Consider the following 20,074-nt stretch of genomic DNA (forward strand, 5'->3'; position numbering starts at 1 on the left):
ATCCGGTATGGTTGCGGCAATGCATCGCCACGCTGCGATCGCGTCCCCTCACGTGAAAGGCACGTCATGCCCGAGACCTTCGTCGCCGCCGAACTGGCGTCGCAGCCCGAATCCTGGCGCACCGCCGCCGCCCTCGTGCCGGAGGCCGCCGCCGTACTGCCGCAGCCAGGTGAGCGCGTCGCGGTGGTCGGGTGCGGCACCAGCTGGTTCATCGCGATGAGCTACGCCGTGCTGCGCGAACAGGCGGGGCTCGGCATCACGGACGCGTTCGCGGGCTCGGAGTTCCCCGGCATCCGCGACTACGACCGTATCGTCGCCATCTCACGCTCCGGCACGACCACGGAGATCGTGCACCTGCTGGAGGCGGTGGGCGACTCGGTCACCACCGTCCTCATCACCGCGGTCGACGACTCCCCCGCGACCGTTCCGGCGGCACACGTCATCGCCCTCCCCTTCGCCGACGAGCGTTCCGTGGTCCAGACCCGCTTCGCCACGACGACGCTCGCGCTCCTCCGCGGCTCGCTCGGCCACGACGTCGAGGCACTCGCTGTGGAAGCCGAGCGGGCGCTGCAGATCCCGATCGACGAGTACCTCGCCGCCGACCAGGTCTCCTTCATCGGACTCGGGCACGCCGTGGGCCTCACCTTCGAGGCCGCGCTCAAGACCCGGGAGGCGGCACAGTTCTGGGCGGAGTCCTACCCCGCCATGGACTACCGCCACGGTCCTATCGCGATCGCGCAGCCCGGCCGACTCGTCTGGTCCCTCGGTCCGACGCCCGCCGGCCTGCCGGAGGACGTCGCGGCCACTGGAGCGGCCTTCGTGCAGCACGACCTCGACCCCATCGCCGGGCTCGTCGTCGCCCAGCGCTTCGCGGTCGCGTTGGCTGAGGCCCGCGGCCTCGACGCCGACCACCCCCGTTCGCTCACGCGCTCCGTCATCCTGACGCCGTGACCGAGCGGGCGGTCCTCGGCATCGACGTCGGCGGGACCGGGATCAAAGCCGCATTGACGGATGCCGACGGCACGGTCCTCGGGCGCTGGCGCGAGGCGACGCCTTCGGGCGACACCTCGGGTGTCCTGACTCGCGACATCGTCCTCGGACTCGTCGCCGCCGCGAGCCGCGTCGCAGCCCCAGCGGCCGTCGGGGTGGTCGTGCCCGGCGTCGTCGACGAGGAGCACGGCGTCTGCATCCACGCGGTCAACCTCGGTTGGCGCGACCTCGCCTTCCCCGAGCTCCTCCGTCCCGCGCTCGAGGTGCCGCTCGCCTTCGGGCAGGACGTCCGCGCCGGGGCGCTGGCGGAGGCGGTCTCGGGCGCTGCAGCCGACGTCACGGGCACGATCGCGTTCGTACCGGTCGGAACCGGTCTGGCCTCGGCGCTGGTCATCGACGGCATCCCCTTCGCCGGCGGCGGCTGGGCCGGCGAGATCGGCCAGCGCGTGATCCAGGACGGCCCGCATCGCGGGCTCCGGGTCGAGGAACTCGCTTCAGCGGGCGGCATCGCACGACGCGCGGGCGCCCGCGACGCGAAGACCGTCGCCGACGCCGTCGCCAGCGGTGACGCCGCCGCCATCGTCATCTGGAACGACGCCGTCGATGCACTCGCCGAGGCCCTCGCCGGCATCACCGTCGTCGTCGCACCCACCGCCATCGTGATCGGCGGTGGGCTCGCCCTCGCCGGAGCCGCCCTCTTCGAGCCACTCGAGCACGGACTCCGCGAGCGGCTCGACGTGGTCCGCGTCCCGCAGCTCCTGCCCGCTCGTCACGGCGACGAGGCGGCCACGGTCGGTGCGGGGATCCTCGCTCGCCGACTGGTGGCAGCCCGATGACGACCGCCCCCGCACAGCGTCGCGTCGTGGTCGTGACGCCGAACCCCGCCGTCGACATCACCTACGCGGTCGCCGAGCAGCAGCTCGGGGTCACGCAACGCGTCCACTCCGTCGTGCGGCGTGCCGGCGGGAAGGGCGTGAACGTCGCTCGCGTCCTCGAGTCGCTCAGCGTCCCGACCCTGCAGGTGCTCCCCCTCGGTGGCGCCTCCGGCACCTGGCTCGCGGACGCCCTCGCGGCCGACGACCTCCCCACCCGGGTCGTGGAGCTCCGCGCCGAGACACGCTCGACGGTCGCGGTCGTCGACGGCATCCACCATCCGACCCTCTTCGCCGAGGCCGGTCCGGTCGTGACGACCGAGGAGTGGACCACCGTGACGACCGAGCTCCGGCGCGCCCTCAGCGACGCGAGCGCCCTCGTCATCTCGGGCTCACTCCCGCCGGCCACGCCCGACACCGTCGTCGAAGCCCTCGTCCGAACCGGGCACGACGCCGGCGTCCCGGTGATCGTCGACGTCAGCGGCACGGCGCTCCTCGCCGCGGCCCGCGCCGGTGCGACGATCCTCAAACCCAACCTCGACGAGGCCCTCGAGGCGACTGGCGCGGCCGACCTCGCATCCGCTCGCGCAGCACTCCTCGCGCTCGGGGCCCGCGCGGTCGTCATCTCCCGTGGGGCCGACGGCCTCACCGCCGGCGACGCCGATGGTGCCCACGAGGTCCCGGCCGTCCCCGGCGTCAGCGGCAACCCGACCGGCGCCGGCGATGCCGCCACGGCCGGCCTGGTCGCAGCACTCCGCGCGGGAGCCACACTTCCCGAGGCACTCCGCACGGCGGCGGCCGCAGGCGCGGCGGCCGTGCTCGAACCGATCGCCGGCGCGATCGACCTCGCCGCCTTCCACCGATTCATCGACGCACCCGCCGCACCCGACCCCATTGGAGCAACCGAATGACCACCGCCCTCGACTTGACCGCGCTCCTCGCCAACGCCTCGGCCTCGAACGCCGGCATCGCGGCGTGCAACGTGGTCCTCCTCGAACACGCGGAGGCGATCGTCGCCGGCGCCGAGGAGGCCGGGCTGCCGGTCATCCTGCAGATCAGCGAGAACTGCGTGCGGTACCACGGGTCGCTCGCCCCCATCACGCTCGCCTCGCTGGCCATCGCCCGCGCAGCGACGGTCCCGGTCCTCGTCCACCTCGACCACGTGGAGTCGGCCGAGCTCGTTCGTGAGGGCGTCGAGCTCGGCGTGGACAGCGTGATGTTCGACGCCTCGACCCTGCCGTACGACGAGAACGTCCGCGCGACGAAGGAGATCGTGGACTTCTGCCACGCGCGCGGCGTGGCCGTCGAAGCGGAGCTCGGCGAGGTAGGCGGGAAGGACGGCGTCCACGCTCCGGGCGCACGCACGGTGCCGGCAGAGGCCGTCGCGTTCGTCGCAGCGACCGGCATCGACGCCCTGGCCGTGGCCGTCGGCACCTCGCACGCGATGACGAGCCGGGAGGCCGCCGTCGACCACGCGCTGATCGCGCAGCTCCGCCGCGAGGTGCCCGTTCCGCTCGTGCTGCACGGCTCCTCCGGGCTCCCCGACGACGAGCTCCGCGCGGCGGTCCGTTCCGGGATGACGAAGATCAACCTCTCGACGCACCTCAACGGCTTGTTCACCCGGGCGGTGCGCGACGTCCTCGACGAGCAGCCGAAGCTCGTCGACCCCCGCACCTACGTCCGGGCCGGTCGCAGCGCGATCGCGGCCGAGACCGCTCGGATCCTGCGCCTCCTTGCGACCGATTGAGCACTCCCAGCAATCCCACAGCAACACGCAACGCTGAGCTGTTAATATATATTGTGTTGGAGTTCTTCCAGCGCCTCCACCGGTAACCGATCGTCCCCCGCGATCACCCTCCGGCCTCCCGAGCCCGATATCCCTTCGGGTGCGCGGGAGATACGGCCACCCCTCCCCTAGGTGCGGTGGCCCGAAGCTCTGCGACACCGCCGGTCGATGCTCGGGTCCAATCTCGGGCATCGACCCGCGCAAGCACTGAAGTCTGGCGTTCCCAGGTCGTTCTCAGCTTGGTCGCGTACGTTCGCTCCCCGAGTGCCGATGTCACAACCGGCTTCCGTGTGCAGAGTCCACACCTCCACGGATACGCCGATGCTCCCGACACGACACCACCAGCCGTCATCCAGAACGGCGAAGAACGATCCACCGGACGGCCCCAGCCGACCAGCGCAGCCGAATCTCGGCGCAGCTGCACTCCGGACGGTCTCGTCGCTCCATCCATGCGACCAGCACCGATCGTCATCGCATTCCCCCTCTGGAACCGGCCCATCCATCATCCGCAACACCAGAATCGAGAACCACCATGTCCATCACTCAGACTCGGACCCCAGCGTCCTCCAACCGTTCCGCGGGCACCGCCGTCCACGGCCGCGGTCACTCCACCGAGAAGCTCACCTACCGCTTCGGTCTCCGCACCCGGGAGACCGGAGCGGAGCAGCGCGGATCCAGCAGCACGGCCAACCGCCGCGGCTGAGCTCCCTCGCCGTTCCAACCGACGCCCCCGCACAGCTTGACCATGCGGGGGCGTCGTGCGTCCGGAACCGGCGCCGATCCCGGCCGCTCCGGAGTTCGGACGATCGTACGGACGACCACGGCCTCCCAGGTGGGAGAATCCCCACATGGATCCCGTCGCGCTCATCTCGTGGATCGTCGTGTTCGTCGTCGTCACCGTCATCGTCTCCGGCCTGTCCGGCCGAGCGGGCGTCTCCGCCCCGGTGGCCCTGGTGCTCGTCGGCGGCGTCGCGTCGTTCATCCCCGCCGTCCCGACCGTCGAGATCGAACCCGACCTGATCCTCTACGGACTGTTGCCGCCGCTGCTCTTCGCGTCGGCGATCCGGATCTCCCTCATCGACATCCGTGCCCGTAACGACGGCATCATCCTGCTCTCGGTGGGAGCGGTCGCGTTCACCGTCGTGTCGGTCGGGTTCGCCAGTTGGCTCCTCATCCCGTCGATCACCCTCGCGGCGGCGTTCGCGTTCGCAGCGGTCATCGCTCCGACCGACGCCGTCGCCGTGAGCGCGATCGCCGGACGACTCGGCCTCCCCCGCCGCGTGCTGACGATCCTCGAGGGCGAGAGCCTGCTCAACGACGCCACCGCACTCGTGGCACTCAACGCCTCGATCCTCGCCATCACGAGCGTCGTCAACCCGGTCATGATCGCCGGCGAGTTCGTCATCGAGGTCGTCGCCGGTGTCGGCGTCGGTCTCGCGGTCGGCTGGGTGCTGTCCGAGGTCCGCCGACGCCTGCGCGCCCCAGTCCTCGACACCTGCCTCTCCCTCATCACCCCGTTCCTCGCGTTCCTCCTGGCGCAGGCGATCCACGGTTCGGGCGTCCTCGCGGTGGTCACCGCCGGGCTACTGCTCGGCTATCGGGCGCCCATCGTGCAGTCGGCCGAGGCGCGCATCGCCGAGTCGCTCAACTGGCGCACCATCCAGTTCCTCCTCGAGAACGCCGTCTTCCTGTTCATCGGGCTCAACCTGGCCGGCATCCTCGAGGGGGCGATCCAGACCGGTCCGGGGCTCTGGCCGACCGTGTTCATCAGCGTCGGGGTCCTCGCGGCGCTCATCGTCTCGCGGTTCGTGTGGGAGATGACGGTCACGGCGATCTACCGGCTCGGGCCGAGACGGCTCCGTGAGCGGAGCTGGTCGTGGGGCAACGGGATAGCCGTCTCCGCAGCCGGCGTCCGCGGCGTGGTGACCCTGGCGGCCGTGTTCCTGCTGCCCGAGGACACCCCGTCGCGCGAGTTCCTGCAGTTCCTGGCGTTCGTCGTCGTGGTCGGCACGCTCCTCTCGGGGCTCGCGCTCCCCCGGATCATCCGCGCACTGCACCTCCCGCCGCCGAACCACAGCCAGGAGCGCGTCGAACAACTGATGCTCATGGCGGAGGTCCAGACGGCCGGCCTGGACCGCCTCGACGAACTGACGACCGAGGCGGACGAGGAACAGGTGCTCAACCGTCTGCGGACCAATGCGAGCTTCGTGGCCAACGCCCTCGAGCAGTACACGGGTGACGGCTCCGAACTCCGCACGGTCGCGTTCGCCCGGCTCCGCCGCCAGATGATCGCGGCGGAACGCGAGGCGCTCCTCTCGGCGCGCGCCGAGGGTCGCTACCAGGAACCGGCGGTCGCCGCGGTCCTGGCGGCGATCGACGCCGAGGAGGCGACACTCAAGGCGATGACGCCGAAGCCGCCGCGGTCATAGCACCCCGGACGCGCTGCCCGCATGCCCCATCCGAACGACCGGTACAGGACGATCGGTCGGGCAGGATGAGGGCATGATCATGTTGTTCCCGGCCGCCGTCTTCGCGGTGCTCTACGTCGCGAGCCGACGCCGCGACGCCCGCCGCCTGCGCAACGGGGTCTTTCTGGTCTCCGCGATCGCCTGCGGGCTGGTGGCGCTCCTCTCGGAGGCGTCCCGCACGACGCCGTTCACCGTGCTCCTCGCCGCGTTCGGCACGGTCCTGCTGGTGGGCGTGCTCGGGGTCCTCCTCATCGGCAACGGCATCACGATGCTCCGGCTCGAAGGACGCAGCCTGGGCAACCTGCTCTCGCTGTTCGCCGGGGTCGCGATCCTCGTCCTGCCCGTGCTGGCCGTGCTGCTGGTCCTCGGAGCGCACCCGCAGTCCCTGCCCTCCTGGCTGACGATCGTCCTCGTCGCGCTGGGTCTCCTGCTCGGGTTCGCGTGCTTCTACGCGGCGGCGACCTTCGCGGCCTTCGGCGTCTACTCACTCGTCTACAGCCGCTACCGTCACACCCAGACGCCCGACGCCCTCGTCGTCCTCGGTTCCGGCCTCATCCACGGCGAGGTCCCGCCGTTACTGCGCAGTCGCCTGGACCTGGCACTCCGCATCTACCGGGCGACAGCACCGGGGACGACGCGACCGATCCTGATCCCGTCCGGCGGCCAGGGCGACGACGAACCGCGCCCGGAGGGGACGGCCATGGCCGAGTACCTCGTCGCGAACGGCGCGGACCCGACGGACGTGCTCCCGGAGACCGCGTCCACGAGCACGCGCGAGAACCTGTTGCTCTCCCGGGACCTGCAGCAGTCGGCCGGGCGGGACGGCGAGACGATCGTGGTGACGAACAACTACCACGTCCTCCGCGCGGCGCTCCTCGCACGTTCGATCGGGAGCGAGGCACAGGTCATCGGCTCCCCGACGGCGGCCTACTACGTGCCGAGCGCGTTCCTCCGCGAGTACGTCGCCATCATGGTCGAGCACCGTCAGCTGAACGCGCTGGCGATCGCGGGCGTCGCGGGCCTGATCGCCCTCGCCGTGGTCTGGTCGCTCCTGCCGATCTGAGCCGCCGTCTCACTCGAACACGGCGACCGCAACGCGCGACGGGCCGTCGTCCGAGTGGATCGGAGGACGGCCCGTCGGTCGTGTGGTGTCCGACTCAGTCGGGTGCGGTGTCGTAGACCTCGCGGGCGTCGTCGGTGGCCTCGGAGGCCGGACCGGAGTCGGGCTGGTGGTCGGCCGAGCCGTCGGCGTCGCCACCCTCGCCCTCGGCCAGCGGTGCGTCGAGTTCGGTCGAGGGCTCCGGGGTCTCGACGGCCTCCTCGGTCGCCTGCTCCTCGTCGGGAGCCGCGTCCTCCGAGCCGGTGCCGTCGACGGTCTGACTCGACCCGTCCGAGCCCGGTCCGGCGGTCGTCTGGTCGGAGCTCACGAGCTCTGCGGTGTCGATGTCGGCACCCTCCCAGGCTTCCTGGTCCGCTCCGGCCGCACCGGTCGCGAGGTCGTCGCTTGAACGCTGGTCCTGCTGATCCGTCATGATGCACTCCTCTCCGCGGAACGCGTCGCGCTCCGTGTCCTCGGACTCTACGTCGTGATCCTCCACGGTCTCCCGGGGTTGACAGCCACCGACGGGCGCCCGAGCCGGTCGCGATAGCGTGGGGACATGAGCCTCCCCGTCACGGACACGCGCGTCACCTATCCCTCCGGAGCCCTCGTCTCGACGGGCACGGTGCTGCACGTCGAACCCGCCGGCGACCACCTCGCCGTCGTGCTCGACGAGACGGCCTGCCACCCGGTCGACGCCGCGTGGCCCGACCAGCCCGCCGACACGGCGACCATCACCTTCGGTGCGGGCACGAGTGCCGTGGAGGTCGCCGTGACGGACTGCGTCGTCGCCGCGACCGACGGCACTCAGTTGTACCTCGGCGCCAACATCCCCGTGAAGAAGGGCACCGAGGGGTGGGCCTTCCTCGTCGCCCACCTGGTCTCCGCCGAGGCGACCCCGAGCGCCGTCGAGGGCGAGACGGCCCGCGTCGAGGTGGACGCGTCCACCCGACACGCGCTCTCCGCCGGACACACCGGTTGCCACCTCGCATCACTCGCCCTGAACGCCGCGCTCGCCGACGCCTGGCGCAAGGAGGTCGTCCCCGACGCCCTCGGGGCTCCGGATTTCGACGCGCTCGCCTGCGAGTCGTCGCGGATCGCTCCGAACGCGTCGACCGACCGTTACCGCATCGGCAAGTCGCTTCGACGGAAGGGGTTCGACCCGGCCGCCCTCGACGACCTCGACGCGCTCGGGTCACGCATCCGGAACACCCTCGACGGTTGGTTGGACAGCGGCGCCGCCGTCCGGATCGATCGCGAGGGTGAGCTGCTCACCGATCGGCGCAGCTGGCACTGCGAGCTGCCGGGCGGCCCCGCGGTCATCGCCTGCGGCGGCACCCACGCGGCGTCGTTGGGCGAGTTCTCGAACATCGCCGTCTGGCTGGAACGTGAAGACGTCGACGGCGCCGTGGTGCTGTCGATGGTCAGCACGGTCGTCCCGGCCGGCTGACCGGCGGCTCGGCGGTTGACCGGCGACTAGGCGGCGATGCCGGTGGAGGCCGCGCTGCCGACGCCGGCGAGCAGGCCACCCATGACGAACACCCAGAGCAGCACGAGCGCCGCCCAGCCGAGCAGGAACAGCCCGTTGAGCACGACGCCCGTGATGGCCATCGCGCGACCGGCGGGCTCGCGGCGGAGCCCCATGAGGCCGAGGACGAATCCGACGACCGGGAGCACGAAGGTGAACCCGAAGAACAGCGACACCAGGCCGATGACCATGCTGGAGATGCTGAGCCCCTTCGGCGGCGACGCCGGGTACGGGTACGGCGCGGGGTACACGGGCGCATACGGCTGCGCGTACGGCTGCATGCCGTACTGCGGCGGGTAGGGCTGCTGCTGCGGGTAGGGCGCCTGCTGGGCGTACGGCTGCACCCCGTACTGCTGCGGCTGGAGCTGCTGTTGCGGGTACGGCTGCGGCGGAACCGAATGCTGCGAGTACGCCTGCTGCGGCGCAGAGGGCTGCGGCTTGGATCCGTCCGGTGTGCTCATGCCCGTCAGCCTACCGACCGGCCCGCGCTCGATGCCCGACCCCTCGCCCCGACGGCAGCCTCCAGCTCTCTGGGAGCTCACGCTCAAGGGCGGTGAGGGGCCCGGAAAGCGACTACCGTATTCGTGCGGTCCTCGCAGTGAACCCGGAACACGGACCGCGCCACACCCAGAAGGAGCACCGTGCAGAACGACGCGATCGCCGAGGAACAGGACCATCTCGATCGGCTGCACGACGTGATCCGGTCGCAGTCGGACCTCGAGGAACGACGCTCCGAACTCGCCCTCCGCGCCTTCGACGGCGACGACGACTCGAGCTTCTCGGAACGCGACGCCCTGGTCGCCCACCACCGCCAGCGGATGGTCGAGCTGCGTTCGTCCAGCTACGGACTCCTCTTCGGCCTCCTCGAACGCGAGACCGACGAACGGCACCACATCGGGCGCATCGGCCTGCGCGACCCGGAGAGCGGCGACCAGCTCCTGTTGGACTGGCGCGCACCGGCCTCGCGCCCGTTCTACACTGCGACGCCACTCCGACCCGAAGGCCTCCGCCTACGCCGCCGCATCGGCACGGCCGGTCGCCGCGTCACGGAAGTGCACGACGAGGTCCTCGACACGACCATGCTCAGCGACGACGAGCCGAGCGGCATCGGCGAGTCCGGTGCGCTGCTGGCGGCCCTCGGTCGCGCCCGGACCAAGCACATGGCGGACATCGTCGACACCATCCAAGCCGAGCAGGATGCGATCATCCGCGCGCCGCTCCCCGGCACGCTCCTCGTCCAGGGCGGTCCGGGCACCGGGAAGACCGCCGTCGCGCTGCACCGCGCCGCCTACCTCCTCTACGAGCACCGCGAGCGGCTCATGCGCAGTGTCGTGCTCATCGTCGGACCGAACTCGACCTTCCTCGACTACATCAGCCGCGTGCTGCCGTCGCTCGGCGAGACCGCCGTCGTCCTCGTCACGCCCGCGACCCTCGTGCCCGGACTCGACGCACACGCGGAGGACTCGCTCGAGGCCGCCGAACTCAAGGGTCGACTGCGGATGGCCGACGTCGTCGCCCGGGCCGTCCGCGAGCGCCAGGTGCCGCTCGACGAGCCGGTCACGATCCGCATCGCCGGTGACGGCCCGCTCCGCGTCACGCCGGGCGTCCTGCGCCGGATCAAGGCCGGCATCGAGCGCTCGGGCACGCCGCACAACGAGGCGAAGCTGCGGTTCGACCGCGCCGTGCTGACGCACCTCATCGGGCTCGAGGCGAAGCGCGACGGCTTCGAGCCCCGCACGGGCGAGGACGCCGACGAGCGTCGACAGGAGCTGAGCGAGGAGCCCGAGGTCGAGGAGCTGCTCGACACGATGTGGCCGATCCTCGAGCCGGCCGAGATCATCGACCGCCTCTTCACCGATCCAGAGCTGCTCACTCGCGTCGCGCCCGACCACACCGAGGAGGAGCGTCGCCTCCTGCTCCGCGAACCCGTCGCCGGAACGGACGGCGCAGGTGAGACCGACTGGGCGGCCCGGCTCACGCCCGGCGACATCGCCCTCGTCGACGAGGCCGCCGAGCTCATCGGCGAGGACCAGCGTCCCGAGCTGGAACGCCAGCGCCGCGCCGCCTACGAGCGCCGGCACGACGTCGAGTACGCGCGCAGTGTGCTCGAGATGATCGGTGACATCAGCATCGACGACGAGGCCCAGGACGACGACTACCTCCGTTCCGCCCAGGACCTCGCCGACCGCCAGACCGTGGAGGACGACCGCAGCCCCGCGGAACGCGCCGCGAGCGACCGTACCTGGGTCTACGGGCACGTCATCATCGACGAGGCGCAGGAGCTCACCCCCATGCTGCTGCGGGCCGTCCTGCGACGCGGTCCCAACCGCTCGATGACGCTCGTCGGCGACATCAACCAGCAGAGCACCTCCGCCACCCGCTCCAGCTGGCAGGAGCTGCTCGGCCCCCAGCTCCCGCGCTGGACCGAGGAGCTGCTCACCGTCAACTACCGGACGCCCGAGCAGATCATGGCGCTCGCCGATCCCGTCCGGCTCGAACTCGACCCGGACTCCCCGGCGCCCGTGTCGATCCGACGCGGCGAGGAGGAGCCCGTGCAACTCACGGTCGAACCCGCCGCGCTGGCCCCGACGGCGGTCCGCGCCGCCGTCGACGCGATCACCGCACACGCCGGTATCGCGGGCGTCATCGCACCCCGCGCGCTCCTGGCGGAGATCGACACCCTCCTCGCCGACGCCGGAGCCGATCGCGCGCGGGTGTGGACCGGCACCGCGCGTGAGAGCAAGGGCCTCGAGTTCGACAGCGTCGTCCTCGTGCAGCCCGACGCGCTGGGCGGGACGGGCCACGCGGCCCTGTCACTCCGGTACGTCGCGCTCACCCGTGCCACCCAACGGCTCACGGTCGTCGACTCGTCGAGCTGATCGTGGGCAACCGGCGACGCACCGTCGTCCGGACCCCTCCAGAGCACCGGGCGACGGGAAGGACCGTAGGCTTGGGCTCTGCCAACAGAATGTGAGGCTGGGATGAAGGTCATCAGCTACAACCTCCGCAAGAACAAGGCCAGCGGCGAGCTCGTCGCACTCACCGAAGAGTTCGGCCCGGACGTCCTCGCGTTGCAGGAGGCCGACACCCTGCAGCTGCCCGCCGAGCTCGGCGGCCTGCACCTCGCCGACAGCACCCACCGCAACCGGCTCGGCCTCGCGATCTACTACCGCCGCGACCGGTTCACCGCCGAGTCGACGCAGACGTTCGCGCTGAAGAAGTCGCTGCACGACATGGTGCTCGCGCCGGCGCACGAGCGGCTCATCGGCACTCGCCTCACCGATGTCGAGGCCGGGCGCGAACTCATCGTCGCCTCGTTCCACGCGGCCCCGCTCACCGCGCTCAACTCACTGCGTCGGCACCAGATCAAGGCCGCGCATGAGCAGCTGCACGCGATGGGCGACGTCCCGACGCTCATGGTCGGCGACTACAACTACCCGCTCTTCCAGAAGGGCCTCGGCACCAAGATGCAGGAGAGCGGCTATGACCTGAGCCTCAGCGACCGCAGCACCTACACCCGCTACAAGATGTTCCGTGGGCACTTCGACTTCGCGACGTCCGTGGGCCTGAAGATCGACCGGGTGCAGACGCTCCGCCGCGGTATCTCGGACCACCTGCCGATCCTCGTGGACGCGAGCTACGGGTTCGCCGTGCCCGAGGACGACGACGCGCCGGAGTCCGCCGCCCGCTGACCCGGTCGCCTGCCCCTGCGCGCGCCCCATCCGGTTCGTAATTCAGGATGCGCTCGGCGCGGCGCCCTCTTTCCGCGGCGTGTCACGCGGGAAACGCCGCGCTCGTCCTGAGTTGTGAACTCGGAAGCGACGTCAGATGAGGCCGCGGAGGAACTCCTGGACGCTCGTCCCGGCCTCGCGGGCGCGACGGACCAGGCGCTCGTGCTCGTCGGACGTGAGGTCGAGGGTGAGCTGGTGCCACGTCGGTTCGACGTCGAGCGAGAACAGCGCGCCGTCGTCCTCCGCGTCGAACACGGGGGCGGTGCGTTCCTCCTCGACCTCGAGGTCGGCGAACAGCTCCGGCTCGGTCGTCTCGGGAGCGTCTTCAGCGTCGGCATCAGCCTCGGGGATCGACGGGGTCACCGCAGCTCCGGCGCCGGTCCACCCTGGTCCCTCCGGCACCGGCGTCTTGCGCTGGAACGCCTCGGCGGCCGTCCGCGCCCGGATGTCGGCGGCCTCGTTGAGTCGGTGACCGACGTGCCCCTTCACCCACTCGAACCGGTAGCGCCGCCCGGCGATGGCGGCGTCGATCTCCTGCATGAGCTCGAGGTTCATGACGGGCTTGCCGTCGCCCTTCTTCCAACCCTTCTTCTTCCAGCCCGGCATCCACTTCGTGATCGAGTCGATGACGTACTTGCTGTCGCAGAGGATGTGCAGGTCCTCGTCGAGGTGCTCGGTGGCGCGGAACAGCTCGAGGACGGCGCGCAGCTCGCCCATGTTGTTCGTGCCGTGCGGCCATCCCCCGGCTGCCCAGCAATCGTCGTCGACATACCAGGCCCAGCCTGCGGGTCCGGGGTTGCCGAGGGCGGAGCCGTCTGCGGCAGCGGTGATCGTCATGAGCGCCTTTCGATGAGTGCCCTCCATCGTATCGACGCACCACCGACGCCCCGACGCCGGTCCCGTGGTGCCGCTGTCGGGCTGGCCCGGCGTCGGGCGGGCGACGTCAGGCGGGCGCGAAGACGCTGAGCGTGACGGCGACCGTGACCGTCGTGTAGCCGGGCAGGTCGGCGATCGCCTGTTCGAAGACGTCGTCGTCGAGGTGGTGGGCGCTCGGCCCCATGCGGACCTCGTCGCGCACCTCCTCCGGCATGAGTTCGACGGCGTAGTCGAGCGTGTCGCGGGAGCGGAGCTCGAACCCGTCGAGCTGCGCGTCGAGGCGGGCGTCCTTGCGCTCGGCGATCCCGATCATGCCGAGCCGGTCGCGCAGCTCTGCCAGGTGACCGGATTGCGGCGTCACGACGGTGAGCAGGCCGTCCGGGCGGAGCACCCGACGCATCTCGGGACCGTTGCGTGGGCCGAAGATGCTCAACAGGTGGTCGACCGAGGCGGTCCGGAGCGGGAAGGGTGCCCAGGCGTCGGCCGTGGCGGCTGCCGCTCGTCCGTGCGCGCGGGCGGCGCGACGTGCAGCGAGCGGCGACAGGTCGAACCCGAACCCGCGCCAGGCCGGCCGGGCGTCGAGGATCCGGCCCAGGTAGTAGCCGGTCCCGCCGGCGATGTCCACGACGAGCGGGGCGCTGTCGTCGTCGACCGAGCCGTCCGGGAGGAAGCGCGCGAGCGGCAGGGTCGTGGCGACGTGGTCGGCGATCGGCTCGTAGTGCTCGGCCTCGAGGAACGCTGCGCGGGCCGCGACCATCTCCTGCGTGTCGCCGGTCTTCGGCGTCCGACCGCCGACGACGAGCGAAGCGTACCCCTGCCGGGCGATGTCGAAGCTGTGACCGGCGGGGCAGCGGAGCACGCGGTCGCCGAGCTCGAGGGTCGCGGTGCAGATCGTGCACGCGAGATCGGGGGCGACGAGGCTCAGCCGATCGTGCTGCGGGACGTCAGCGAGGATCGGCATGCCTTCGAAACGCTCCGCTTCCAGCTGCTGTGTCCGTCGCCGCCGCGATGCTTCCGGTTGTCGCACTTCACCCACACGGTGAGTCTAGGCGCGTGCCGCATGGTGCGTGCGCCGGAACGTTCGAGCAGCGATCCGTCGCGGCGGGCTTCGGCACCGCGGTGACTCGATCGGCTCGGTGACTCAGTCCTCGAGCGCGCTCCGCAGACGCTCGACGTCCTCGTGTGCTGCGTCGCTCGCACGCTGCGCCCGGTCAGCCTCTCGTCGGCGTCGGGCCCACTCGCGATCGGCGTCGGCGATGTCCGCGTCGAGCTCCTCGAGCCGCCGTGCGAGGTCCTCGCGGTCACGCTGCAGTCCCGATCGCCGGACCGCCGACTCGTCCAGGAAGGCGGTCGCCTCCTCACTCGCGCTGGACGCTGCCTCCTCGTCGCGCTCGGCCGCCTCCAGCCGGGCCCGAAGGCGTCGGCGTCGGTCGTCGTCATCGTCGGAATGGTCGCCGTCTCCGTCGCCCCACGTCCCGAGGGAGCCGTCGGCGGTGGAGCGCCCACTGGGGGATCCTGGACCGCCGACCACACCACCCCACCCCGCTCCGCTCGAGGTCGGGGCGTCGGTCAGCCGCCCGGACGACACCTGCGCGGCGAGGTCGGCGTCGGCACTCGCCGCTTGCAGACTCTGGCGGACGGTCTCGATCACCGCTCCGGAGAGGGACACCCCCTCCGCTGCTGCGGCCTCGACGGTGGCGGTGACGAGCGTCGCGATCAGCGAGCGACGTTCGGTGCCGAGCGTGCGGAGCGCTGTGGCGTCGCCGGAGCGTTGAGCGTCGCCGAGCGCGGAGCCGAGTTGTTCCAGTTCGCTGAGCAGGTCCGGGCGGTGCGCCGTCAACACGTTGAGCGCCCAGGCGGCGACCGACGGTTTGCGGAGCGCGAGGATCGCCGTCGCCAGGTCGTCGTCCCCGTCGTCGCGCGCTGCGACGGCCAGGCGTTTGCGCTCCGCCACGAAGCCGCTGAGGGGGACGCGCAGCAACTCGACGGCGGCGGAGGCGAGGCCAGTCGGGGCCGGCGTTCCGGTGTCGCGGTCATCGGGCACGGTGCCGCTCCCTCGCATCATTTCACGTCAGGCTAGCGCCCTCTTGCGCCAGAACGGAGTCCGACTGTCGCCTTTTCGGGGGTCGATACCGACAATGTGGACATGGATGCCAGACCTTACCCCGACACAGCGGAGCCGCCAGAAACAGCGGCCTGCACCGACTTGAAGACCCTCCTCAGGACCGTGGACTTCCCGATCTCACGCCGCGAACTGCAGTCGATCGCCGTCCGTTCCGGACTCGACCGCGGGACGCTCGCCGCGCTCAACACGCTCACCGAAGAGCACTACGCCGGCTCGTTCAGCATCCTCCGCGAACTCCGCCACCACGGCGAGCTCCGTCGCTCCGCCTGACCACCCCGTCCGACACCTGGTGGTCTCCCCAGCGCGGTGCGCTGACGTGAGCGCGGGTCACAGACGCGGGCGCGGGTCTCCGGAGGGGCGCGCTCACGCGTGTGGGGCGCGGTGGTGTCAGCGCACCGCGTGGCGGCTCGGCCGGGCAGGCTCTCGGCACGGTGCGTGACGTCCTTGCTGCTCGCGCTCGGGCTCCTAGACTGGCCCGATGGGGAAACGCACATGGTCCGCAGCTGTCGGAATCGTCATCGCGCTCGGAGTCGCACTCACCGGCTGCGCGCCGAGTGCACCGGCACCCACCGGCACGCCCGTCGGCTCCCCGACCATGTCGGCCACGCCGGAACCGACTGCCCCTCCTGCGGAGGACGTCGTCGCCATCGTCGTCGGCCCGTTGGCACTCGAACTCGTCGATACGACCGGGACGCCACTGGAGAGCTTCGCCTACGACGACCCGTCGGAGGAGGCGCGTACCAAGCTCACGAACCTGTTCGGAGAGGAACCCGTCGTCGAGGACAACTCGACGGGCAAAGTCCCGAACACCACCTATCAATGGGCGGGTATCAGCATCTTCGACCGCCAGGGCGACGGCGGCGAGTTCATCCCTGATTGGTCGGTCGCCGTGACGGCGTCGGCCCTCGGCGAGGTCGATTTCCGGTCCATCGAGGGGACGGTGGTCGGGGCATCGGTCAGTACCGTCCGCGAACGCTATCCGGAGCACCCCGACCAGGTTGGTGCGAACGGCGGACGTCACTTCAGCATCTCGGTGGCGGAGACACCGGTCGGTACCGACGACCAAGGCAACGAGCACACGTACTCCGTCTTCATTTCCGCGCAGGATCCCGACAGCCCCATCGAGAGCATCGGCGCACCGTACACGAACTTCGGCGACTGAGCTCACCGCCACCTGGTGGATTCCCCAGCGCGGTGCGCTGACGTGAGCGCGGGTCACAGTCGCGGGCGCGGGTCTCCGGAGGGGCGCGCTCACGCGTGCGGGGCGCGGTGACGTCAGCGCACCGCGCTGGCGATTCCGACAGACATCGTGCAACGCAGAAACCCCCGGCGAACCGAGGGTTTCGAACTGAGATCCAGTGCGGAGACGGCGGGATTTGAACCCGCGGTCCCCTTACGGGGACTCCACCTTAGCAGGGTGGTGCACTAGGCCGAACTATGCGACGTCTCCATGTGCGCTCGCAAGCGGACGCACGACGACCAGCATAACCGGTGATGGGCGTGGTGACGAATCCCCGGGTCCGAACCCGGGTCCGAGACGCCCTTCGACAAGCTCAGGGACCGAACCAGGTTGGGACCGGGCCGCTGACGGACCGGGACGCCTACTGGTCGTCGAGGGCGCGACCGCGGGAGCAGGTGCGCTGGTCGGCGGTCTGGCCCGTCACGGACGACGGGAGGACCACTGCACCACCGGCGGAGGGGTCGGTCGCATCGGCAGGCGGGGCCGTCGCGGCAGGATCGCCACCGGCATCCGCACCCTCGGCGGGATCGACCGCGGTCGGGTCGGTCGGGTTCGCCACCGCGCCCGCGCCGGTCGCGCCCGAGAGCTGGATGGGCTGATCGTTGCCGAGCGCCTCGAAGAGCGCGGCCGCCGCATCGTCGATCGGCTCGACCCCACCCTCCACGGCGGCGTTGGGGTACTGCACGAAGGCGATGTTCGCGAGGTCGACCTCACGCAGCGTCATGGCGATCGCGATCATCGTGTCGAGGCTCGTCAGGCTGTCGGACAGCTGCATGTTCTTCGCCGCCGCTTTGGCCAGGGAGTACAGGATTCCAGGATTGGTCAGTGTCTCGGCGCTCTTGACCTGCTGCATCATCGCCGACAGGAACACCTGCTGGTTGCTGATGCGACTGAGGTCGCTGCCGTCGCCGACACCGTGCCTGGTGCGGAGGAACTGCAGTGCCTCGTACCCCTCGAGCGTGTGCTCGCCCGCCGAGAGGAAGGTGTTCGTGTACTCGTCCTCGATCGGGTCGGCGACGCACACCGTCACCCCGCCGAGCGCGGTCGACATCGCCATCACGCCACTGAACTGGACCTCTGCGGCGAACGGGATCTCGAGCCCCGTGAGCTGCGACACCGTCAGCGCCGTGCAGGCGAGCCCGCCGTAGCTGAGCGAGGTGTTGATCTTCTGCCGGCTCATCGAGTCGAACGAGCCACCGGACGGGTCGGGGCAGGACGGGATCGGGACGAACATGTCGCGCGGGAAGCTGACGACGGTCGCGTTGCTGTGGTCCTCGGAGATGTGCACGAGCATCGTGACGTCGTTGAGGTTGCCTGTCTCCTCTTCGGCATCACCGAAGACGGGATCCTGACCGGCGCGCGAGTCGCTGCCGACGATCAGGAGGTTGACGCCACCGGGATACGCTCCGATCGCGGGTAGATCGGTGACCGCCTCACCCTGCGAGTCGACGAGCGCGACGCCGGGTTTCACGGTCGCGGCGACGTCCCAGAGGGCGATGCCGGCGACGATGCCACCGCTGACCAGCGCGACCGCGAGCGTCGAGGCGACGATCTTCAGGGCGGTCGCGATCGGGTTCGACCGCTTGAGTCGTCCGTGGCGGGCGATGGTCGCGAGCTTCTTCGGGCGGGGCCCACGAGCTGCCGTTCGGCGTGCCGCGGCGTCGCCGGCGGGCTCGTCGATGTCGGTCGAATGCGGGGGCATCCGTCGATTCAACCATGGGTTCATGTGAAGCGCACAGCCCGGAACCGTGGGCTCCGAGGCGCGGGAGTCTCTCGGGGCGGTGAAAGCAGTGCGGAGGGCGTGGGATTCGAACCCCGCAACGCGCCAGCGTTGCGCCGCCAGGCCCAACCAGCCATCTGATGAACGTGCGGAGGGCGTGGGATTCGAACCCACGAGACATTTCTGCCCACCAGTTTTCAAGACTGGCTCCATCGGCCGCTCGGACAGCCCTCCTGATGGTCGATCGCCCGCGATGACGCAGCTGACGACCAGGATCGAGTGTATCGGATGGGGCCAGCGGTGAAGCGGCCCCATCCGATCATGCGGTGACTACTGGTCTTCCTCCGGACGACCGGCCGTGCAGGTGTTCTGCGCGGCGTTCTGGCCCGTGATCGTGTCGGGCAAGGCGACCGGGCCGGCGGCGGACGGGTCCGCGGGCGCTGCCGGGTCCGCCGTGGCAGCGGGATCGGCAGCCGCGTCGGTGGTCGCCGGGTCTGGCGTGACCGGCGCGTTCGGGTCGGTCACGACGTACTTGCCGGTGGCGGACAGGGCGACGGCCTGGTCGCTCTGCAGCGCCGTCCACAGGACGTCGGCATCGGACGTCGCCTCGACTCCGCCCTCGACCGTGGCCGTCGGCGTCTGGACGAACGCGACGCGGTCGAGCGGGATGTCCTTGAGCGCTGCGGCGATCGACACCATCGTGTCGATGTTGTTCAGGCTGCTCGACAGGGTCACGTTCTTCAGCGCGGCGCGGGCGATCGAGTAGAGCTTGATCGGATCGGAGAGCGTGTCGCTGCTCTTCAGCGTGCGGACGAGCGAGGAGAGGAAGACCTGCTGGTTCGAGATCCGCGAGAGGTCGCTGCCGTCGCCGACGCCGTGACGTGAGCGGAGGAAGGCGAGGGCGGACGCGCCCGAGAGGTCGTGGGTGCCGACGTCGAGGTTGATGCCGCTCCAGGCGTCGTTGAGGGGCTCGGTGACACACACCGGCACGCCGCCGACCGCGTTCGACATCGAGATGACGCCGTCGAAGCCGATCTGCGCGGCGAACGGGATGGAGAGGCCGGTGATGCCCTCGACCGTGGAGACCGCGCAGGCGAGCCCGCCGTCGGCCCCGCCGTACATGAGGGCGGTGTTCATCTTGTCGCGACCATTGCCGCCGTCGGCGCAGTCGCCGATCTGCACGTACATGTCGCGTGGGAAGCTCACCACGGTCGCGCTCGAGTGGTCTGCCGAGATGTGCATGAGGATCGTGACGTCGTTGAGATTCTCGTCTCGTTCGCCGTACGCCTGGTTGCCGTCGCCCGAGTCGCTGCCGACGAGGAGCAGGTTGACGCCGCCCTCGATCGCGCCGATGTTGGGCGGCGGCGCACCCGGCGTCTCGTTGTCGAGGTGGGCGACGGGCTTGACGCTGTTGGCGAGGTCGAGCGCGGCCACACCGGCGACCGCGATGCCACTCACGCCGACGACGGCGGCCGTCGCGGCGACGATCTTCGCGACGGTGACGAACGGGTTCGACTTGCGGAGTCTGCCGTGACGGACGGCGGCGCGCGGTTTGGACGCGTCGGCGTTGCGGGTCATGGATCTCGCTCTCGTCTCAGGAACAGGGGTGGCCGGAACCCAGGAGACCGGGCTGCGGCGA

At 70.7% G+C, this 20,074-nt stretch carries 19 protein-coding genes and 2 tRNA genes; 12 read left to right on the plus strand and 9 right to left on the minus strand.

Annotated features, from left to right (window positions below):
• Nucleotides 1–66 precede the first annotated feature (66 nt).
• From IFU30_RS16690 to IFU30_RS16720, 7 genes are all read left to right on the plus strand, one after another.
• Nucleotides 67–951: an SIS domain-containing protein gene (locus IFU30_RS16690; protein ID WP_192006206.1), complete on the plus strand. Its 885-nt coding sequence runs from the start codon at nucleotides 67–69 to the stop codon at nucleotides 949–951.
• Complete coding sequence (locus tag IFU30_RS16695; protein WP_192006208.1) at nucleotides 948–1,826, plus strand: ROK family protein; 879 nt, start codon at nucleotides 948–950, stop codon at nucleotides 1,824–1,826. Before IFU30_RS16690 ends, IFU30_RS16695 begins: the two co-directional genes overlap by 4 nt.
• Nucleotides 1,823–2,773 carry a 1-phosphofructokinase family hexose kinase gene (locus IFU30_RS16700; RefSeq protein ID WP_192006210.1) on the plus strand — a complete coding sequence of 317 codons (951 nt, stop codon included), beginning with the start codon at nucleotides 1,823–1,825 and terminating at the stop codon, nucleotides 2,771–2,773. The genes IFU30_RS16695 and IFU30_RS16700 overlap by 4 nt, the downstream gene beginning before the upstream one ends.
• On the plus strand, nucleotides 2,770–3,609 hold the full coding sequence (locus tag IFU30_RS16705) for a class II fructose-bisphosphate aldolase (RefSeq protein ID WP_192006212.1): 840 nt from the start codon (nucleotides 2,770–2,772) through the stop codon (nucleotides 3,607–3,609). The genes IFU30_RS16700 and IFU30_RS16705 overlap by 4 nt, the downstream gene beginning before the upstream one ends.
• Nucleotides 3,610–4,180: 571 nt before the next feature.
• Nucleotides 4,181–4,351 (plus strand): hypothetical protein, encoded by a 171-nt coding sequence (locus tag IFU30_RS16710; RefSeq protein ID WP_159876045.1) that lies wholly within the window; start codon nucleotides 4,181–4,183, stop codon nucleotides 4,349–4,351.
• 145 nt (nucleotides 4,352–4,496) lie between these two features.
• Nucleotides 4,497–6,077 (plus strand): cation:proton antiporter, encoded by a 1,581-nt coding sequence (locus IFU30_RS16715; protein WP_192006214.1) that lies wholly within the window; start codon nucleotides 4,497–4,499, stop codon nucleotides 6,075–6,077.
• 73 nt (nucleotides 6,078–6,150) lie between these two features.
• Nucleotides 6,151–7,179 carry a YdcF family protein gene (locus tag IFU30_RS16720; protein WP_192006215.1) on the plus strand — a complete coding sequence of 343 codons (1,029 nt, stop codon included), beginning with the start codon at nucleotides 6,151–6,153 and terminating at the stop codon, nucleotides 7,177–7,179.
• Nucleotides 7,180–7,273: 94 nt separating this feature from the next.
• Here the strand turns inward: IFU30_RS16720 and IFU30_RS16725 are convergent, their stop codons facing one another.
• Nucleotides 7,274–7,648: a hypothetical protein gene (locus tag IFU30_RS16725; protein WP_124767560.1), complete on the minus strand. Its 375-nt coding sequence runs from the start codon at nucleotides 7,646–7,648 to the stop codon at nucleotides 7,274–7,276.
• A gap of 126 nt (nucleotides 7,649–7,774) precedes the next feature.
• Here IFU30_RS16725 and IFU30_RS16730 point away from each other — a divergent pair, with 126 nt between their 5' ends.
• On the plus strand, nucleotides 7,775–8,665 hold the full coding sequence (locus tag IFU30_RS16730; RefSeq protein WP_192006217.1) for a metal-dependent hydrolase: 891 nt from the start codon (nucleotides 7,775–7,777) through the stop codon (nucleotides 8,663–8,665).
• 26 nt (nucleotides 8,666–8,691) lie between these two features.
• Here the strand turns inward: IFU30_RS16730 and IFU30_RS16735 are convergent, their stop codons facing one another.
• Nucleotides 8,692–9,204: a DUF4190 domain-containing protein gene (locus tag IFU30_RS16735; protein ID WP_159876053.1), complete on the minus strand. Its 513-nt coding sequence runs from the start codon at nucleotides 9,202–9,204 to the stop codon at nucleotides 8,692–8,694.
• 180 nt (nucleotides 9,205–9,384) lie between these two features.
• Here IFU30_RS16735 and IFU30_RS16740 point away from each other — a divergent pair, with 180 nt between their 5' ends.
• Nucleotides 9,385–11,622 (plus strand): UvrD-helicase domain-containing protein, encoded by a 2,238-nt coding sequence (locus IFU30_RS16740; protein ID WP_192006219.1) that lies wholly within the window; start codon nucleotides 9,385–9,387, stop codon nucleotides 11,620–11,622.
• Nucleotides 11,623–11,724: 102 nt separating this feature from the next.
• Nucleotides 11,725–12,435, plus strand: a complete 711-nt coding sequence (locus IFU30_RS16745) for an endonuclease/exonuclease/phosphatase family protein (protein WP_079706474.1) — start codon at nucleotides 11,725–11,727, stop codon at nucleotides 12,433–12,435.
• A gap of 132 nt (nucleotides 12,436–12,567) precedes the next feature.
• Here IFU30_RS16745 and IFU30_RS16750 read toward each other — a convergent pair whose 3' ends face one another.
• The 3 genes from IFU30_RS16750 to IFU30_RS16760 form a co-directional block, all read right to left on the minus strand.
• Nucleotides 12,568–13,311, minus strand: a complete 744-nt coding sequence (locus IFU30_RS16750; RefSeq protein ID WP_192006221.1) for an RNase H family protein — start codon at nucleotides 13,309–13,311, stop codon at nucleotides 12,568–12,570.
• Nucleotides 13,312–13,417: 106 nt separating this feature from the next.
• A complete protein-coding gene (locus IFU30_RS16755; RefSeq protein ID WP_192006223.1) occupies nucleotides 13,418–14,311 on the minus strand; it encodes a putative RNA methyltransferase in 894 nt (297 codons plus the stop codon).
• Nucleotides 14,312–14,491: 180 nt separating this feature from the next.
• Complete coding sequence (locus tag IFU30_RS16760; protein ID WP_192006225.1) at nucleotides 14,492–15,394, minus strand: hypothetical protein; 903 nt, start codon at nucleotides 15,392–15,394, stop codon at nucleotides 14,492–14,494.
• Nucleotides 15,395–15,496: 102 nt separating this feature from the next.
• On the opposite strand from IFU30_RS16760, the gene IFU30_RS16765 reads away from it, so the two are divergent.
• Nucleotides 15,497–15,745 carry a DUF2795 domain-containing protein gene (locus IFU30_RS16765; RefSeq protein ID WP_139382499.1) on the plus strand — a complete coding sequence of 83 codons (249 nt, stop codon included), beginning with the start codon at nucleotides 15,497–15,499 and terminating at the stop codon, nucleotides 15,743–15,745.
• A 208-nt stretch (nucleotides 15,746–15,953) separates the two neighbouring features.
• Nucleotides 15,954–16,637: a hypothetical protein gene (locus tag IFU30_RS16770; RefSeq protein WP_192006227.1), complete on the plus strand. Its 684-nt coding sequence runs from the start codon at nucleotides 15,954–15,956 to the stop codon at nucleotides 16,635–16,637.
• Nucleotides 16,638–16,836: 199 nt separating this feature from the next.
• Here the strand turns inward: IFU30_RS16770 and IFU30_RS16775 are convergent.
• The 4 genes from IFU30_RS16775 to IFU30_RS16790 all read right to left on the minus strand — a co-directional run bounded on the left by IFU30_RS16775 (nucleotide 16,837) and on the right by IFU30_RS16790 (nucleotide 20,013).
• Nucleotides 16,837–16,925, minus strand: a tRNA-Ser gene (locus IFU30_RS16775).
• A 151-nt stretch (nucleotides 16,926–17,076) separates the two neighbouring features.
• Complete coding sequence (locus IFU30_RS16780) at nucleotides 17,077–18,417, minus strand: LCP family protein (RefSeq protein ID WP_192006229.1); 1,341 nt, start codon at nucleotides 18,415–18,417, stop codon at nucleotides 17,077–17,079.
• 167 nt (nucleotides 18,418–18,584) lie between these two features.
• Nucleotides 18,585–18,669 (minus strand) — tRNA-Ser (locus tag IFU30_RS16785).
• Between the two features lie 96 nt (nucleotides 18,670–18,765).
• A complete protein-coding gene (locus IFU30_RS16790) occupies nucleotides 18,766–20,013 on the minus strand; it encodes an LCP family protein (protein WP_079706469.1) in 1,248 nt (415 codons plus the stop codon).
• Nucleotides 20,014–20,074 lie beyond the last annotated feature (61 nt).

It is taken from the genome of Plantibacter sp. CFBP 8798 (assembly GCF_014841195.1).
Lineage (GTDB): Bacteria > Actinomycetota > Actinomycetes > Actinomycetales > Microbacteriaceae > Plantibacter > Plantibacter auratus.

Excerpts from the sequence above, each read along its gene's own strand:
- IFU30_RS16690 (WP_192006206.1), top strand. The coding sequence starts at position 67 with ATGCCCGAGACCTTCGTCGCCGCCGAACTGGCGTCGCAGCCCGAATCC.
- IFU30_RS16700 (WP_192006210.1), top strand. The coding sequence starts at position 1,823 with ATGACGACCGCCCCCGCACAGCGTCGCGTCGTGGTCGTGACGCCGAAC.
- IFU30_RS16705 (WP_192006212.1), top strand. The coding sequence starts at position 2,770 with ATGACCACCGCCCTCGACTTGACCGCGCTCCTCGCCAACGCCTCGGCC.
- IFU30_RS16710 (WP_159876045.1), top strand. The coding sequence starts at position 4,181 with ATGTCCATCACTCAGACTCGGACCCCAGCGTCCTCCAACCGTTCCGCG.
- IFU30_RS16715 (WP_192006214.1), top strand. The coding sequence starts at position 4,497 with ATGGATCCCGTCGCGCTCATCTCGTGGATCGTCGTGTTCGTCGTCGTC.
- IFU30_RS16720 (WP_192006215.1), top strand. The coding sequence starts at position 6,151 with ATGATCATGTTGTTCCCGGCCGCCGTCTTCGCGGTGCTCTACGTCGCG.
- IFU30_RS16725 (WP_124767560.1), bottom strand. The coding sequence starts at position 7,648 with ATGACGGATCAGCAGGACCAGCGTTCAAGCGACGACCTCGCGACCGGT.
- IFU30_RS16730 (WP_192006217.1), top strand. The coding sequence starts at position 7,775 with ATGAGCCTCCCCGTCACGGACACGCGCGTCACCTATCCCTCCGGAGCC.
- IFU30_RS16735 (WP_159876053.1), bottom strand. The coding sequence starts at position 9,204 with ATGAGCACACCGGACGGATCCAAGCCGCAGCCCTCTGCGCCGCAGCAG.
- IFU30_RS16745 (WP_079706474.1), top strand. The coding sequence starts at position 11,725 with ATGAAGGTCATCAGCTACAACCTCCGCAAGAACAAGGCCAGCGGCGAG.
- IFU30_RS16750 (WP_192006221.1), bottom strand. The coding sequence starts at position 13,311 with ATGACGATCACCGCTGCCGCAGACGGCTCCGCCCTCGGCAACCCCGGA.
- IFU30_RS16755 (WP_192006223.1), bottom strand. The coding sequence starts at position 14,311 with ATGCCGATCCTCGCTGACGTCCCGCAGCACGATCGGCTGAGCCTCGTC.
- IFU30_RS16765 (WP_139382499.1), top strand. The coding sequence starts at position 15,497 with ATGGATGCCAGACCTTACCCCGACACAGCGGAGCCGCCAGAAACAGCG.
- IFU30_RS16770 (WP_192006227.1), top strand. The coding sequence starts at position 15,954 with ATGGGGAAACGCACATGGTCCGCAGCTGTCGGAATCGTCATCGCGCTC.
- IFU30_RS16780 (WP_192006229.1), bottom strand. The coding sequence starts at position 18,417 with ATGCCCCCGCATTCGACCGACATCGACGAGCCCGCCGGCGACGCCGCG.
- IFU30_RS16790 (WP_079706469.1), bottom strand. The coding sequence starts at position 20,013 with ATGACCCGCAACGCCGACGCGTCCAAACCGCGCGCCGCCGTCCGTCAC.